This window comes from Enterobacter sp. HK169 (assembly GCF_001719105.1).
Taxonomy (GTDB): Bacteria; Pseudomonadota; Gammaproteobacteria; order Enterobacterales; family Enterobacteriaceae; genus Enterobacter; species Enterobacter asburiae_B.
In genome coordinates, this window is the sequence record NZ_CP017087.1 from 3,543,872 (window position 1) to 3,559,714 (window position 15,843).

13 protein-coding genes and 1 pseudogene are annotated in these 15,843 nt (G+C 53.5%); 7 read left to right on the plus strand and 7 right to left on the minus strand.

The annotated features are described in order from the left end of the window. Window positions 1-142: 142 nt before the first annotated feature. From EnteroDNA1_RS16845 to EnteroDNA1_RS16855, 3 genes are read left to right on the plus strand one after another with little or no spacing between them, the layout of a single operon-like run. Window positions 143-613: a MarR family winged helix-turn-helix transcriptional regulator gene (locus EnteroDNA1_RS16845; RefSeq protein WP_069303619.1), complete on the plus strand. Its 471-nt coding sequence runs from the start codon at window positions 143-145 to the stop codon at window positions 611-613. Next, window positions 610-1,677, plus strand: coding sequence for an HlyD family secretion protein (locus tag EnteroDNA1_RS16850; RefSeq protein WP_101744430.1), 1,068 nt, complete (start codon window positions 610-612; stop codon window positions 1,675-1,677). Before EnteroDNA1_RS16845 ends, EnteroDNA1_RS16850 begins: the two co-directional genes overlap by 4 nt. Beyond that, window positions 1,667-2,743, plus strand: coding sequence for a DUF2955 domain-containing protein (locus EnteroDNA1_RS16855; protein ID WP_023310256.1), 1,077 nt, complete (start codon window positions 1,667-1,669; stop codon window positions 2,741-2,743). Before EnteroDNA1_RS16850 ends, EnteroDNA1_RS16855 begins: the two co-directional genes overlap by 11 nt. Here EnteroDNA1_RS16855 and EnteroDNA1_RS16860 read toward each other — a convergent pair. Further along, entirely contained in the window at window positions 2,740-4,011 is a 1,272-nt protein-coding gene (locus EnteroDNA1_RS16860) for a DUF445 domain-containing protein (RefSeq protein ID WP_032660921.1), read from the minus strand. The two genes, EnteroDNA1_RS16855 and EnteroDNA1_RS16860, sit on opposite strands and share 4 nt — an antisense overlap. Window positions 4,012-4,256: 245 nt before the next feature. On the opposite strand from EnteroDNA1_RS16860, the gene EnteroDNA1_RS16865 reads away from it, so the two are divergent. Genes EnteroDNA1_RS16865 through tssD form a run of 3 tightly spaced genes read left to right on the plus strand, consistent with a single transcriptional unit; the run spans window position 4,257 to window position 5,623 of the window. Then, entirely contained in the window at window positions 4,257-4,619 is a 363-nt protein-coding gene (locus EnteroDNA1_RS16865; RefSeq protein ID WP_039262252.1) for a tlde1 domain-containing protein, read from the plus strand. Then, window positions 4,619-5,131, plus strand: a complete 513-nt coding sequence (locus EnteroDNA1_RS16870; protein ID WP_069303620.1) for a hypothetical protein — start codon at window positions 4,619-4,621, stop codon at window positions 5,129-5,131. The genes EnteroDNA1_RS16865 and EnteroDNA1_RS16870 overlap by 1 nt, the downstream gene beginning before the upstream one ends. Next, window positions 5,132-5,623, plus strand: coding sequence for a type VI secretion system tube protein TssD (gene tssD / locus EnteroDNA1_RS16875; RefSeq protein ID WP_069303621.1), 492 nt, complete (start codon window positions 5,132-5,134; stop codon window positions 5,621-5,623). Window positions 5,624-5,670: 47 nt separating this feature from the next. On the opposite strand, the pseudogene EnteroDNA1_RS16880 reads toward tssD, so the two are convergent. From EnteroDNA1_RS16880 to EnteroDNA1_RS16905, 6 genes and pseudogenes are all read right to left on the minus strand, one after another. After that, window positions 5,671-5,868: pseudogene (locus tag EnteroDNA1_RS16880) on the minus strand (DUF91 domain-containing protein); the annotation flags it as partial. Beyond that, window positions 5,861-9,121, minus strand: coding sequence for a type I restriction endonuclease subunit R (locus tag EnteroDNA1_RS16885; RefSeq protein WP_069303623.1), 3,261 nt, complete (start codon window positions 9,119-9,121; stop codon window positions 5,861-5,863). The gene EnteroDNA1_RS16885 and the pseudogene EnteroDNA1_RS16880, both read right to left, overlap by 8 nt. Next, window positions 9,118-10,428: a restriction endonuclease subunit S gene (locus tag EnteroDNA1_RS16890; RefSeq protein WP_069303624.1), complete on the minus strand. Its 1,311-nt coding sequence runs from the start codon at window positions 10,426-10,428 to the stop codon at window positions 9,118-9,120. The genes EnteroDNA1_RS16885 and EnteroDNA1_RS16890 overlap by 4 nt, the downstream gene beginning before the upstream one ends. Next, window positions 10,428-12,695 (minus strand): type I restriction-modification system subunit M, encoded by a 2,268-nt coding sequence (locus tag EnteroDNA1_RS16895; RefSeq protein WP_069303625.1) that lies wholly within the window; start codon window positions 12,693-12,695, stop codon window positions 10,428-10,430. The genes EnteroDNA1_RS16890 and EnteroDNA1_RS16895 overlap by 1 nt, the downstream gene beginning before the upstream one ends. A gap of 178 nt (window positions 12,696-12,873) precedes the next feature. Further along, window positions 12,874-13,512, minus strand: a complete 639-nt coding sequence (locus tag EnteroDNA1_RS16900; RefSeq protein WP_069303626.1) for a LysE family translocator — start codon at window positions 13,510-13,512, stop codon at window positions 12,874-12,876. Window positions 13,513-13,559: 47 nt separating this feature from the next. Continuing rightward, on the minus strand, window positions 13,560-14,303 hold the full coding sequence (locus EnteroDNA1_RS16905; RefSeq protein ID WP_069303940.1) for a helix-turn-helix transcriptional regulator: 744 nt from the start codon (window positions 14,301-14,303) through the stop codon (window positions 13,560-13,562). A gap of 151 nt (window positions 14,304-14,454) precedes the next feature. Here EnteroDNA1_RS16905 and EnteroDNA1_RS16910 point away from each other — a divergent pair, with 151 nt between their 5' ends. Further along, window positions 14,455-15,825, plus strand: coding sequence for an NAD-dependent succinate-semialdehyde dehydrogenase (locus tag EnteroDNA1_RS16910; RefSeq protein ID WP_069303627.1), 1,371 nt, complete (start codon window positions 14,455-14,457; stop codon window positions 15,823-15,825). Window positions 15,826-15,843: the final 18 nt, after the last annotated feature.

The window sequence follows — 15,843 nt, forward strand, 5'->3', positions numbered from 1 at the left end:
CTGCGGGCTGGTGCCCTCACCCCGACCCTCTCCCACGGGGAGAGGGAGACGTCGTTTCGCAATTCCTGCTCTTTTACCTCTCGTTTCTTGATACTTATCATGATAACTATTATCTTGACCGCGTGTGACGAGAGGTTTCCCCATGAGCGAAGAAGAACTGTTTAGCCGCAGGCCGATGGGCATGCGGATGGCGATGATCGTGCGCCAGTGGCGTGCGGTAATCGACGACGCCATTCTCGATACCGGGTTAACCCAGTCGAGCTGGACGGTGATGATGCAGCTTCATCAGCTCGGGGATAACGTCTCCGTGAGTGAGCTGGCGGAGGTGCAGGGCATTGAACTGCCGCCGCTGATGCGCACCCTGACACAGCTGGAAAAGCAGGGTTACCTGCTGCGCGCCGTATCGCCTTATGACAAGCGCATCCGGCTTCTGACGCTGACGCCTGAGGGAAAAGCCATATTAAAAAGGCTCACTCAGGTGATTGAGACCTATCAGGCGCGCGTATCGCAAAACATCGCGTCGGAACATATCGACATTTTCAGCGCCACCCTGAATCAATTCGCCTGCAATTTGCGGACAATCCGCGAAGAAGATAACAAGACCGAAAAATAATGACCCCTGAACAAAAGTTTGCCCGCTGGGTAAGGGTGAGTATCGCCTCTTTCCTGCTGATGTTTGTCTACTTTATCGTCGCGGATATCTGGATCCCGCTGACGCCGGACTCCACCGTGATGCGCGTGGTGACGCCGGTTTCTCCGCGCGTCTCCGGCTACGTGGCGGCGGTACATGTCCACAACAACAGCCAGGTGAAAAAAGGCGATCTGCTGTTTGAGCTCGACGACACGCCGTTTCGCAATAAAGTGGAAGCGGCGCAAATCGCGCTTGAGCAGGCACGCCTTTCCAACGAACAGCTGGATGCGCAGATCGCTGCCGCGCAGGCTAGCCTGAAAACCGCCGTGCTGACCGCGCGTAACGACAAAGTGACCTTCGACCGCTACCAGAAGCTGAGCACCCTGCAGAACGTCTCGCAGGCGGATCTGGATAAGGTTCGCACCACCTGGCAGAGCAGCGAGCAGTCCGTCAGCTCTATCCAGGCCAATATCCATAACCTGCGCATTCAGCGCGGCGAGCGGGACGAGCATCGCAACGTGACGCTGCAAAAATACCGTAACGCGCTGGATGACGCGGAGCTTAACCTCGGCTGGACGAAGGTCTACGCCCAGGCGGACGGCACGGTCAGTAATCTGCAGTTAAGTCCCGGTTTCTATGCCTCATCCGGCTCCGCCGCGCTGGCGCTGGTGAACAACCAGACCGATATCGTCGCTGATTTTCGCGAGAAGAGCCTGCGCCATACCCATCAGGGCACCGATGCCGCCGTGGTGTTTGACGCCTTTCCGGGGCACGTTTTCCGCGCCCACGTGACCAGCAGCGACGCGGGAATACTGGCGGGTCAGGAGGCCGTTAACGGTCAGCTGTCCGAACCTGAAACCTCCAACCGCTGGGTGCGCGATGCCCAACGCATGCGCATTCACGTGACGCTGGATGAAGCGCTGCCGAAGCATCTGCCGACCGGCGCCCGCGCGACCGTGCAGCTCTACAACAGCGAAGGGCCGTTTGCGCGCTTTTTCTCCGGGATGCAGATCCACCTGGTGAGCCTGCTTCACTATGTCTATTAGCACCCTGGCGCGGGTGTTTACCCCGCACGGCAACATCGTCTATACGGCAAACGACTTTCGCCAGACCCTGCGCATCGTCTTCGCCGGGATGATTGCGCTGAGCATCTCCAGCTTCTACAACACCAGCTACGGCGTATTTTTCGTGGTCTACCCGATCATGCTCCTGTCGCTGGTGCCGGTGTTTAACCGCCACGTGGCGAAGCAGTTTATCTTCAGCGCCGCGCTAAACTGCGTCGAAATGATCTTCATCATCGGCTATCTGTCGCAATGGCCGGTCATCATGACGCTGGTGGTGTTCGCCCTGTACGTAATGCGTTTTCGCTTTATGAGCAAGGGGCCGCTGTTCCTGTTTGGCTCAATGGGCGTGGTGTGCCAGAGCGTGATGCTCAACTTTATGAGCTACCCCACCACCAGCTGGCACACGCTGCTGTTTTCCAACATCGAAGCGAGCGTGATGGCGGTGTGCCTGAGCGCGCTGATGAACTATCTCCTGCCGGACGTGGAGCCCCGCAGGCCGCCGCCGCTGATTGAGAAAGACGATGCCCGCGTGCGCCACGAGTCGCTGCTCTCCGGCACCGTCGCGACGCTAATATTCGTGGTGTTTCAGATTAGCGACTTAAGCGATTCGCTTTCGGCGCTGATGGCGGGGATTTTGATTCTGTTCCCCATGCACTACCGCGGTTCGGTGATGAGCTCGATCTGGCGCGTGGTCGGCGTGGTGCTGGGCTGTCTCTACATTCTGGTGGTGCAGCTGATTCTCTACGATCACAGCAGCCATATGCTATTGATGATGCCGCTGATCGGCCTCGGGCTGGCGTTTGGCGCGCGCCTGCACGTGATGGAAAAGGTGGGCGCGGGCGTGGGATTTTCCAGCATCACGACCATCGGCATTATGTTCGGGCAGAACATGCACCCGGACACTGACCTGGTGTTCAGCGATCTCTACCGCATCACCTCCGTTACCTTTTCGCTGGTCGCAACGCTGACGATGGTCTTCCTGGTGCACCTGATCCTCAACCGCTTTGAGGCGACGCGCTACGTCATCGCGCCGCCCAAAGTAGATTAATGCCCCAGCACGGCAGGCAGCTGCGAGAGTAAAAACAGGATCAGGCCTATCGTCCCGCCGACCAGCGTGCCGTTGACGCGGATGAACTGCAGGTCTTTACCGATGTTAAGCTCAATCTGGCGGGACATGTCTTTGGCGTCCCAGCTTTTGACCGTGTCGCTGATGTGGCGCGTCAGAAACGCCGCGAAATCCGGTGCGAGGCGGTGTGCCGCCTGCTCCAGATGCTCGTTCAGCGACGCCCGCAGGCTGGCGTCGTTAGACAGCGTTTCGCCAAACCACAGCCCGGCGTTGGCGATGCGCTGCTTCACGCGCGAATCCTCGCTTTGCATATCCGCTTTCAGCCACTGGCGCAGGTCGGCCCACATCTCTCCCAGATAGCGGTTAAACGCCTCATCGTTTTTCAGGTAGTGCTTGATGTTGTCGGCTTTCGCCGCCATTTCCGGATCGTTTTTCAGGTTGTCGATAAGCTTCAGCGTGGCACGGTCGAACGCCTGGCGGATCTGGTGCGTGCGGTCGTGGCTGATATCGTCCAGCAGCGTGTTCACCGCGTTCGACACCATTTCCGCGCTTTGATCGCCCAGCCACTCGGTGGGCAGCACCATCGCTTTGCGCGGGTGTTCGGTCTTCAGCCAGTGGACAATCTGATCGGCAATAAAGTCCCGCGTGCTCTCCCGCTGAATCAGGGTAATCAGACGGTTGATGATCGCATCCAGCAGCACCTGGTGGCGGTTGTTTTTGGTCATGCTCTCCAGCATCACGGCGCTGGTTTCGGTGAAATCGACCTTGTCGATGGCCTTATGCACCGCCCGTTTGAGCAGGCGCTGAATGCGTCCATCGTCGGTGAGTTCGAGAAAACCGCTCATCACCTGCATCAAATGCAGCCCGACGCGCTGGGCGTTGTCCGGTTTGCTGAACCAGGCGCCGATCATCTGGGCAGGTTCATAGCGGCGGATGAGTGCCACCAGCGACTGGGTATCAAGAAACTTCTCCTGCACAAACTGGCCGAGATTGTCGCCGATCCGGTCTTTATTGCGCGGGATAATCGCCGTATGGCGCGAGATAAACGGAATGGGCACCCGGCGGAACAGCGCAACCACGGCAAACCAGTCTGCCAGCGCGCCGACCATCGCCGCCTCGGCAATGGCCTTCACGCCGCGCACCCAGAAGGTCTGCGGCAGGAACAGGGTGGTGATAAACGCCGCGGCGGCAACCAGCAGCAGCGACAGCGCCAGCAGCTTGGCGCGTTTGAGTTCAGCTATTTTTTCCATGGGTTAAGGATAGAGGGAAGTTCACCAAAAGTGCAAAACTGGTGTAAGAGGAGGGAATGCATAATTTGAGCGAACAGACCGCTATTATATTAAAAAATATATGTATTAAAATTATCTATTATTAATTTTTATATATTTTTTGTGCTTGTTTATTCCCGACAGTAAGTTTTTGTGACCTTCATGGTAATTTCTATTTTCTTGTCCGTCATAAGATAAAGAACTATTTGTAAAAGGAGGTGGTATTAATGACATGGGAATATAAAGTATCGACAGGAGTATTGAGCCATAACGGTGAGTTTGTCGCTAACTGCTACAGCGGCGCTGGTGAATCGAAAGATAAACCCGAGTGTGAAAGTCAACGAAACAGAGGGCCCATCCCCAGAGGTATTTATTTTATTGCCGGATGGAATAATCATAAAAGTGCAGAGGCCATAATTCTTGAGCCTATAGCCGGAACCAATACCTTTGGTAGAGATCACTTTCAAATTCATGGTGATAAAAAAGGGCTGCCGCCAGGTACTGCGTCAGCAGGTTGCATCATTATGAACGGCCAGGACAAGCGCCATATAATTTATGATTCTGGTGACACAATACTGGTGGTACGATAATGAAATATATTATTGCGCTATTCTTTTTGTCCTTACCGATGGGCTTATTTGCCAAAAATCATACGCCTGAACAGATTTTACAAATGATAAACGACAAGGGGGCCAGCACTGTTGTTGGTGAAATGAACTCAAATGATAACGGTGAGTCGGAATGGTGGAACCATGTCATCCCGAAAATCAGGAGCGGAACACAAGCATGGTTAGCGGTGGCGAGTGCCCTTGAACCCGGAGTAGACGCCAGTACGGCTGAAGATTTAAAGGCGGCGCTTTCAGAAGCCATCCCGCATAACCCTGAGGCTGTCTTAGCAATATTAAAAGACGATAAACCGTTGCTCACTATTGAACAAGTCTGCGCTTTTGCTAATTTCCCTGAGACGGAAGCAGAGAGCAATAAGCTTTATGTAGATTCCATCAGGGAGATGTTTAAGGTAAACAGTCCGAAGGGTAAAAAATGTCTCGCCGTTATGATCGCCACCGTTGAACACTCTGTTCCATTCGATAAGGATATTTAAATGGCCATTCCGGGATATATGTCATTAACTGACGATGCGGGTAATATTATAAAAGGGAGCGTGAGAGTTAAAGACTGTGAAAACCAGATTGAGGTTTTAGGGCTCTACCATAACGTAAGCTATAATTCTGACCTGCATAATGGCAGAGTGTTGAGCAAACGCCAGCATCGCCCCTTTCTGATTGAAAAGGAAATTGATGCCTCCAGCGTTTATCTCTATAAAGCGCTCAGCACGGGCGGTACGCTCAGGAAAGCGACTATCGACCTTTACAGAATCAATGATGCCGGTCAGGAAGAAATCTATTTCACGATAACGCTGGAATCGGTAAAAGTCGTCACGCTGTTTTCATTAATGCATGACGTGAAAGAGACTTATCATGAAAAACAGGGGCATCTTGAGCTTGTTCAGCTTCGTTATGAAAAGATTACCTGGCATTACCGTGACGGTAACGTTATTCATTCGGATGACTGGGATTATCGGTTAGGGGCTTGATTAACCTGCTCCGGGAGAAAAATCTTCCCCGGAGCAAAAGGCAGTTATTCGTCCAGACCCAGTGAATCAATGCGTCCACGGTGGGTCTTACCGGTACTGTATTCACTGTCGAGAAAACGAACGCCGAGAAAGGTATCCATTCGGGATTCTATCAAGGATTGCAGCTGTTTTTCGATGGTTGCTGCTTTACCGGAAAGTTCTTTTACGCCGCTAGCACTATAGCGGAAGAGTTGAATATCACTCATGAGTTAATTCCCTGCGCATTTTTGCGATGTCATACATCAGGTGAGCAAACCCTCTGGCAACGTCAGGAGATGATAAGTACTGCATCATCATCTCCTTGTGCGCTTCGTTGCTGTCTATCACGGCGTCATCAATGGCTTTCGTAAAGTCGCCCAGCATGGCCTGCTCACGGGTGTTGTTGTCGAGTTGGGTCATGACAAGTTTGTTTTCTGCGAGCTTATCGTAAACCACAAAGGCATAGTTGAGCATATCTTTGTCGGTCAGGTTTTCGGTGATAAACAGCTCGTTGAGCTGCGACAGCACCTGCGACATAAACTCCTCTTTCTTATCTTTTGCTTTTGCGGTGCCGACGTCATTAACCGGGTTGAGCTTATACTCTGCCGCATCCTCCTGAAGCTTGATATGCTGTTCCAGGATTTTTGAAAGCCGATAGTGGCTCATTTCAACATTGGAAAGATCGACGTCATTTTCATCTGTTGCCTCTTCACGCAGTAGGGGGCGAAGGTGTCGACAATACAGGCTTAACTTCTCCAGCGACTTGTCATCGTAGGCGACAATCTGGGACATAAATTCGTAAAAGCGTACAAAGCTGCCGAGATCTTTTTTGAAGATCTCCAGACGATCTTTTTCCTGCTTGCAGGCTTTAAGACAGTTTTCCGCGTTCGCGAGCAAAATGGGGTTAGGGGAATCCTTTTTTGTTAATTCATAGATTTGTTTAGCGCTGATATACGCCTCTTTCGCGGAGGTATAGCGCATTGCCCAGCGGTTTACTGCGGGCAGGCAAATATTGCTGAGCGTCGCATTCGATTTCTTCTTACTGTAAAAAGCCTCGCATAGCTGTTCGACTTCGTGCCATAAAAATATCCCCGTCGCGCGAAGTTTCTCGTACAGATCGAACACCAGACCTGGATCGCTGACATCGGTCAATTCAGCCGTTTGGTAGTAGGGTTGGAAGGCAGCCAGAATGTCGTCAGGTTCGTTATAAAAATCGAGTACAAAGGTGCCGGATTCCTTTTTACCAGGATAGGTTCGGTTCAGCCGCGACAGCGTCTGTACGCACTCCACGCCGCCAAGCGCTTTATCCACGTACATGGCGCACAGCTTCGGCTGGTCGAAGCCGGTCTGGAACTTGTTGGCTACCAGCATCACCTGATAATCATCGGTATCAAACGCCCTACGCATGTCGCGGCCCTTGAGCGCCGGGTTCATATTGATTTCAGTGAATTTCTGGTGCAACAGCGCAAGGCTGTTCATGTCATTTTCCTGAAACTCAACTTCGCCTGAGAACGCCACCATCGCAGCGATCTTTCCGTAGCCCATGTCGGCAATGTATTTATCAAACGCCAGCTTATAGCGCACGGCGGCTTTGCGAGAGCTGGTGACCACCATCGCTTTTGCCTGTCCGCCGAGCAGATGCATCACGTGCTGGCGGTAGTGCTCAATGATGACTTTTACCTTTTGCGAGACATTGTGGTCGTGCAATGTTACCCACTGGTTGAGCCTGATCTTCGCCCGATTGCTGTCCACTTCCCGGTCTTTATCACCCATTTTTTGCAGCAGCTTATAGGCCACTTTGTAATTGGTATAGTTCTTCAGCACGTCGAGGATAAAGCCCTCCTCGATGGCCTGGCGCATAGAGTAAACATGAAACGCCGCAGGTTTATTGGTTCTGGATGCGGGCTCGTGCGGGTTGGGTCTGCGGCCAAAAAGCTCCAGGGTTTTCGCCTTCGGCGTCGCGGTGAAGGCGTAGAAATTCAGATTGCTGCTCCCGCTTCGCGCGGCAAGGGTGGCGTCGAGGATGTCTTCGGAGGTGAGGACCACATCGTCGTCGGCCCCTTCGCTCATCAGCACCTCTTTCAGCTGGCGTGCCGTGGAGCCGCTTTGGGAGGAGTGCGCTTCATCTGCGATAATCGCGTAGGTTCGCTCTTTGAGACAGGTGCTGTTTTCAATCGCTTTAAGTACGAACGGGAAAGTCTGAATGGTGACGATGATGATGGGCTGCGAATGCTCCAGCGCGCAGGCGAGCTTCTCCGATTTCGAGCCTTCCCCCTCGCGGTTGTTGATTCGCCCGACCACGCCGTCCGCATGCTCAAACTGATAGATGGTGTCCTGCAGCTGATCGTCTAGCACGGTGCGATCAGTCACCACAATCACCGAGTGGAAGCGTTTTTCACCCTTTTCGTTATGCAGACACGAGAGCTGATGCGCCGTCCAGGCGATGGAGTTCGATTTCCCGGATCCGGCGCTGTGCTGGATAAGGTACTTGTTGCCGGTGCCTTCTACATCTGCGGCGGCAATGAGCTTGTTCACCACGTCCCACTGATGATAGCGCGGGAAGATCAGGCTCTCTTTTTTGACCTTTTTACCGTCCCAGTCCTCTTTCTCCTCGATTTGCAGATGGACAAAACAGGCGAGGATTTTCAGCAGATTGTCGGGGAGTAATACCTCGTTCCACAGATAGCGGGTGGCGTATTCATGGTTATCCTCCGGGACGTCGTTACCCGCGCCACCTTCTTTCGTGCCTCTGTTGAACGGCAGAAAGAACGTGTCATCACCGGCAAGTCGAGTGGTCATGTAGACCTCATACTGGCTGACGGCGAAATGCACCAGCGCGCCGCGCTTGAAGGTCAACAGCGGCTCAGGCTTGTTGGTCTCCGGATCTTTTGGCAGGCGCGTTTTTTTGTACTGGTTTATGGCGCTGTTGACCGTCTGCTTGAATTCGGATTTCAGTTCGAGAGTGGCAACGGGAAGGCCGTTGATAAACAGCACCAGGTCGATGCGCCAGCGTTTGGCTTTTGCATCCGTGGCACTGCTGGTGGCGTGAGGGCTGTAGACAAGTTCCGGGACGATACGGCAAATGTTTTGCCGATAGCGCGCAAGGGTGTCCGGGTTGAGGTTGTGATCCGGCTTGAACTGGCATAACGAGAAGCGCGCGTTATGGCTTTTGATGCCGTGACGAAGCACCCCCAGGGTGCCGTAGGTTCGTGACTGAAGATCGGTGGCGTTGGCATCGGCTTTTTTAAGCTGTGCGACCAGCGCATCGAGAAAATGACGCTCGGTGTCGTTGGGATAGATGCGGGTGAATTTTTCCCACTCCTGCGGCTGGGTGATTTGGACAAACGTCAGCGCATCCTGCGGATAGAGTGCACGTTCGCGATCGTACTTGCTGCCCGTGCCGGGGATCCAGCCGTTCTGACACATCTGATTGATGATATCTGCCTGCAGGTTCGATTCTTTGGTGACGTCGGCGATCATGCTGTGGCCTCCTCTGCGGTGAGGGATGCTTCGGTGCTGCTGGCGGGAGGCGTCCAGTCGCGGAGATCGATTTTGCCGGTGACAGCGGCGGAGATGAGGGCGGTACGGCGCTCTTTTAGGAGATCGATTTGTTGGAGTTGTTTTTGGATTAGGGTGTCGATTTTTGTTGTTTTATTTCTCAAATAAGAAACGATCTTTTCAATATCACTGTCAGGTATGGATAATTTAAATGAGCCAAGATCATCTGTAGATAGCTCTAAAAATGTACTACCTCTTCCAATGTTATTGAGTTGCTCAGTTAACGAAGACAGTTGGTAATATAAAAAGAGGCTAAGGTTTTTATTTGTCGTAACCAAAGCCTTACATCCTTGGTTTGTGCATGCTTCTGATGCGGTTATTGCCACTGAACCAATTGGTGCTCTTGTTGAGAGAATTAAAGAGTGTTCAGGCACAAGGGATGTCCCACAGGAATTTAACCCATCAATCGTTATTTGCCTGATGCTAGATTTTATGTAAATATTTTCTTTTTGACTTAAATCTGAGGGAGTGAACCAGCTAATGTTACCATTCCAGTATTTATCAACGTCAGATTTGGGAGTTGAACCATTTATAATTTTTGATACATATTTTATGCTTGCAATTTTCCAGTTGTCGGGAACATCTCCAAACCACTCAACCCCAGAATCTTTCATCGACGCATCAGGGTTTAGTCCTTTGGTTACGGTATGGCTTATCACTGCCTGACGTTTTTCTTTTAGCAGTTCGATGAGTTTTTCAGCTTTTTCAATAAGGCTGTCAGTATAACTACATAAAATATCTAGTTGCCTTATAATGCTTGATTGTTCTTTTGTGTCAGGAAATGAAAATTCGAAATTTAAAAATTGAGGTAGTCGTAGAGAATCTACTGTTGATTTTGCGTTTCCCTCTAACGCTACTTTATAAAAATTTGCTAATAAATAGTAATATACAAACCTGCCATTAACTTTAGTGAAATTACTTAGCATATAAACACGCTGGTGAAAGTTAAACTTCCCTTTATAGTGATGGTATATTTTACCAACGCCAGCACCATCTCCAGCAGTGAGAACTGCTTCGCAATTGGCTCCAATTGAATTGATTTTCTCAATGATTTGCGAACGAACGAAAAAAGGATAAATCCCGTCTTCGATTGCATCAACTGTGTCTTTGTTTCCAGTTTGGATTGAGCTTAGATATTTAAGTTTTTTTAGATCCCAATTTTTTGGAATATCACCCAACCACTCAACCCCAGAATCCTTATATTCCGGATACGCCTTATACTTAGCCATCAGGAGTGTACCTCCTGCAGCAGCTTCATTATCTCCGCACTCAGCGCATCCAGCTCCGCGTCAATCTCTTCCAGCGGGCGCGGTGGCTTATACACATAAAAATGCCGGTTAAACGGAATCTCGTACCCAACAACCCCAACTTCACCGTCGCGGGCGTCGCGCTTATCGGCATTAATCCAGGCGTCCGGCACGTGCGGCAGCACCTCCGCCTTCACGTAACCTTCAATCAAATCGCTGGTCGAAACAGACGGATCGAGCGCCACGTTCTCGTTGTCGCGCAGGTCGCCGTCCTGCTCAAACTCCACCACCTGTCCGCGGTACGCAAACGCGCCGTACAGCGGCTGCGCATCTTCCCTGAGCACCTTTTTGACGACCGGCTCCGCATCCGGGTTTTTGCGGGTAATGGCCTCGATGAACTGCTTATGCTCTTTGGCATCCAGCTTAAGGGCGGCGGTTTTAAACGCCTCTTTGAGCGTCAGCTGGAACTGATTGAAATCATCGCTCGGCTGAGCGAGACCACCTGCTTTCCCGTCGAGCGCCGTCTGGATTTTTTGCGCTTTGAACATCAGCGCGCGCTGTTGTCGCCACAGCGTTGCGTCGAGCAGATCTTTAATCTGCTTCTCTTTAAGCTCAGGGAATTCAGCCTTGATAACGGCGCGCGCTTCCACCTCGAACCCGGCAAAGCTGCCGTAGTTCTCGTCCTGCCAGAAGGCACCGAACGCGTCGTACAGGCACGCCATCGGTGCGTTAAGCGGTTTTGGCGCAAAGCGCAGCGCGGCGATGGATTCATCCGTGACCTGCGCCGTCAGGCGCAGCGGGCGCTCAATCGTCAGCCGGCGGAAGCCAAAGTCTGTGCTGTTGAAAATCTTGCTGGCGACGGCGCGCTTGTCGTCCGCGTCCTTAAGATCCACGACCTCGGCGTCGCCAAAGGTGCGGGTGATGAGCCGAATATCCTCCTCGCTCATCATGTTGCGCTTCGCGCCCAGTGACTTACGCATTTTGCTGCACAGCTTGCTGGCGTCGATCAGCTGGATCTTGCCCTTACGCTCCGCCGCCTTTTTGTTCGACAGGATCCACACGTAGGTGGCGATCCCGGTGTTGTAGAACATGTCGGTGGGCAGGGCGACGATCCCTTCCAGCAGATCGGCTTCAAGGATGTAGCGGCGGATCTCGCTTTCGCCGCTGCCCGCACCGCCCGTGAACAGTGGCGAACCGTTGAGAATGATCCCGATGCGCCCGCCGGTATCCGCTTCGCGCATTTTGCTGATCAGGTGCAGCAGGAACAGCAGCGAGCCGTCGGAAACGCGCGGCAGGCCAGGCCCGAAACGGCCATCAAATCCTTTACGATGCTCGTTGTTAACGTCGGCTTCGATCTTCTTCCAGTCCACGCCAAACGGCGGATTCGACAGCATGTAATCGAAGCGGTCGGCAGGAAGCTGATCGTTAGAAAGGGTGTTGCCCAGCTTGATGCGGCTGACGTCCTGACCTTTTATCAGCATATCGGCCTTGCAGATAGCGTAGGACTCCGGGTTCAGCTCTTGCCCAAACGCGCGCATCACCGCATTCGGATTCAGTTCATGAACGTACTCCATTCCGGCAGAGAGAAAGCCCCCAGTACCCGCAGTCGGGTCGTATAGGGTTCGAATAACGCCCTCTTTGGTAAGCGCCTCGTCGTCTTCCATAAACACCAGCGAAGTGGTGAGGCGAACGATATCGCGCGGCGTGAAATGCTCACCGGCGGTTTCATTCGAGCTTTCGGCAAAACGACGGATCAGCTCTTCAAAGACCAGCCCCATGTCATGGTTGGAGATGGCCTGCGGGCTGAGATCGGTGGTGGAAAACTTCTGCACCACTTTGTAGAGGAGGTTGGCATCATCAAGTAACCCAATGAATTCGCTGAATTTAAAGTGCTCGAAAATTTCCCGCGCGTCTCTGGAAAAATACTGGATGTAGTTTTCCAGGTTGGCCTTGATGTCGTTTTGGCCCATTTTGCTCAGGTTCAACGGCGAGGCGTTAAAAAACGTCAGCCCGTTGGTGGCGCGCAGGATTAACTTTTCTTTCGCTTCTTCAGGCAGGGGAGAAGAGCGGACTTTTTGAGCCTCAATAACGACGGCCTCTTTAGTCTCTTCAAGCACGCATTCCAGGCGGCGCAACAGGGTAAACGGAAGAAGAATGCGCCCATATTGAGACTGCTTAAAATCACCGCGCAGGAGATCTGCAACAGACCAGATAAAGGCTGCCGTTTGGGAGAAATTCAGGGTACTCATAAAAGCGTCCTTGCCCATTTTTCAGGCATTTTTGATGATGAATTAAAACCCTCTTTTTATCATGGTTAAAAATATAGATCGACTTAAAAATCGATCTAAATCAATATCTTATATCTATGAGTTGCAACAATTCATGGGTGTCATGAATGTGTATTTCAATGCAAATGATGGAGCCGGGTCATATAGTATTAACGCACAATCGCCACAGCACCCACCCGCCAAATCCCATCAGCACCACCCCCGCCGTGCGCTCAATCCACCACAGCGAACGGCTGAGCTTCTTTTGCACCGACGATAGCCCCATCAGCGATACCAGCGCCAGATCCCACGCCAGCACCACCACCACCATCCAGACGCCGCAGATCGATTGCTGAAGCAGCGTGACGTCCGACCCCAGTAACGCCGTCATCAGCGCCAGATAGAACAGCGCGTTCTTCGGGTTTAACAGCGCCGAACCGAGCCCCAGCAGGATCTGCTTTTGCAGCGAGGGAAAGCGCTGGTGGGTTTCATTCAGCGCCAGCACCTGTTGGCGGCTGCTAATCAGATGCAATCCGATCCACAGCAGGTACAGCGCCCCGCAAAGCTCGATAAGCGTAAACAGCCACGTAAACTGGCGCAGCGCGCTCCAGCCGATAATCACCAGAAGAATATAGAGCGCGTTACCCGCGGCAATGCCGAGGCACAGTCCGGCGCTGCCGCGCAGCCGATAGCGCGCGGCGTAGCCCACCAGCAGGAAGAAATCCGGGCCCGGGCTTAACAGGGCAACAAAGTGCGCCAGCGCCAGGGCGAGAAAAGCGGAAGGGAAGAACAGTTCCATAGCGACCTCGGTTAACAATCCGAGGTCAGAGTACGGCGCTGCAGAACCTATTTATTGTCTGATATTGATCGGCCGGTGGCGTACTGGCGCGGCGTGGCGGCGGTATAGCTGACGAAGGTCTTATGAAAATGGCTCTGGTCGGCAAAGCCGCTCTGGTAGCCAACGTCGGCAATATCATCCCCGGCACGCAGCCGCGCCTTGGCGTACTCCACGCGGGAGATGTTGAGAAAGCTGCCCGGCGTCAGGCCGGTGTCCTGCCTGAAGGTGCGGATCAGCGTCTCCTTGCGCAGCGAGAAGCGTTGGGCAAGCTCGTCGAGGGAAGGCGGGCAGGTGAGATCGGAAAGAAACGCCTGCTGAACCTGCTGGCTGGTTGCGCGAAGCGCGTCAGCGTTATCCGCGGCGCGGGGAAGGGCAGAAAGCAGCGTTTCCAGTGATGCCGGAGACAGGGTCTCGACAACGTCCTGGTAATGGGCAAACAGGGTTGGGCTACGAATCACCTGTAGCGCCAGCGGAAACCCGGTGTCGATATAGAGCATATGGTAGCTGCGCGGTTGCCCGGCGACGGGGTTACAGCTGTGTGGCACACCGGCCGGGATCGCGATGAGGTCCCCGGGGTTAAGGATGTACTCTCTGTCATGACACACGCAGCGGGTCTGGCCCTCCACAATCGCGCCGATGGAAAGCTGAGGGTGACTGTGGCGTTTGTACGCCTGCGTACTCTGCCAGGTGCTGCGCAGCTCAAGGCCTGAGGCGCGGTGAAAAGTCTGGCGGATATGTCGGGTATCGGTCATGGGCGCTCCTTCTGAAGATTTTTTATACCACGTCAGCGAACCGTCCGGCAGCGCTTCATTAAGAACCTTCCGGATATACCCAACTTTACGTCCATAGCCAGTCATGTTGACTACCCTTAATACCCTAAGCGGTAAAACAAGGAGATTCGACATGGCTTATCAGACAGTAAATCCTGCCACTAACCAGCTCATCAAAGAATACCCCTCACATACCGACGCGGATATCGAAGCGGCGCTCAGCGCGGCCGATGCGCTTTATCATTCGGACTGGGCGAAAGGCGACATCAGCCAGCGCCTGCCGGTGCTGCATAAGCTTGCCGATCTGATCGACGAGCGCGTGGAGGATCTGGCGAAAATCGCCAGCCAGGAGATGGGTAAGCTCATCGAACAGAGCCGCGGCGAGGTGAAGCTGTGCGCGCAGATCGCCCGCTACTACGCCGACAACGCGCAGCGGTTCCTGGCCCCGGTGAAATATGACTCAGAACTCGGTGAAGCCTGGGTGGAGCATCACCCCATAGGCGTGCTGATGGCCGTTGAGCCGTGGAACTTCCCGTATTACCAGCTGATGCGCGTCCTGGCGCCGAACCTGGCGGCAGGTAACCCCGTCATCGCCAAACATGCCAGCATCGTGCCGCACTGCGCCGAGACCTTTGCCCATCTGGTGCGCGAGGCGGGGGCGCCGGAAGGGGCATGGACCAACCTGTTTATTTCGTCCGAGCAGGTGGCGAACATCATTGCTGACGATCGCGTGCAGGGCGCCGCATTAACCGGCTCCGAAAAGGCCGGCAGCGCGGTGGCCGCGCAGGCGGCGAAGCACATTAAGAAATCCACGCTGGAGCTGGGCGGTAATGACGTGTTCGTGGTCCTGGACGATGCAGACCTTGAGAAGGCCGTGAAAATTGGCGTTAACGCGCGGCTCAACAACGCCGGGCAGGTCTGTACCGCGGCGAAGCGCTTTATCCTGCATGAAAAGATTGCAGAGGCCTTCCTGAGCAAATTCACCGAGGCGTTTAAGCAGGTGAAGATTGGCGATCCGCTGGACGAAAGCACCACGCTGGGGCCGCTGTCGTCTAAAGATGCGCTCGAAACGCTGACCAGACAGGTTAACGAGGCGGTGAAAAACGGCGCCACGCTGCACTATGGCGGCAAACCGGCGCAGCGCGACGGGAGTTTCTTCGAACCGACGATCCTGACGAATATCTCCCGCGATAACCCGGCGTATTTCGAAGAGTTCTTCGGCCCGGTGGCGCAGATGTACGTGGTGAAAAACGACGACGAGGCGGTCGCGCTGGCGAACGACTCCCACTACGGCCTGGGCGGGGCGGTATTCAGCCAGAATATCGAGCGCGCGAAGAAAATGGCGTCGCGGATTGAGACCGGGATGGTGTACATCAACTGGCTCACCGATACCGCGCCAGAGCTGCCGTTCGGTGGCGTGAAGCGCTCCGGCTACGGGCGCGAGCTGTCGGGTCTGGGGATCAAAGAGTTTGTGAACCAGAAGCTGGTGGTGGTGCATAAGTAAGAGGTCATAAAAAAACCT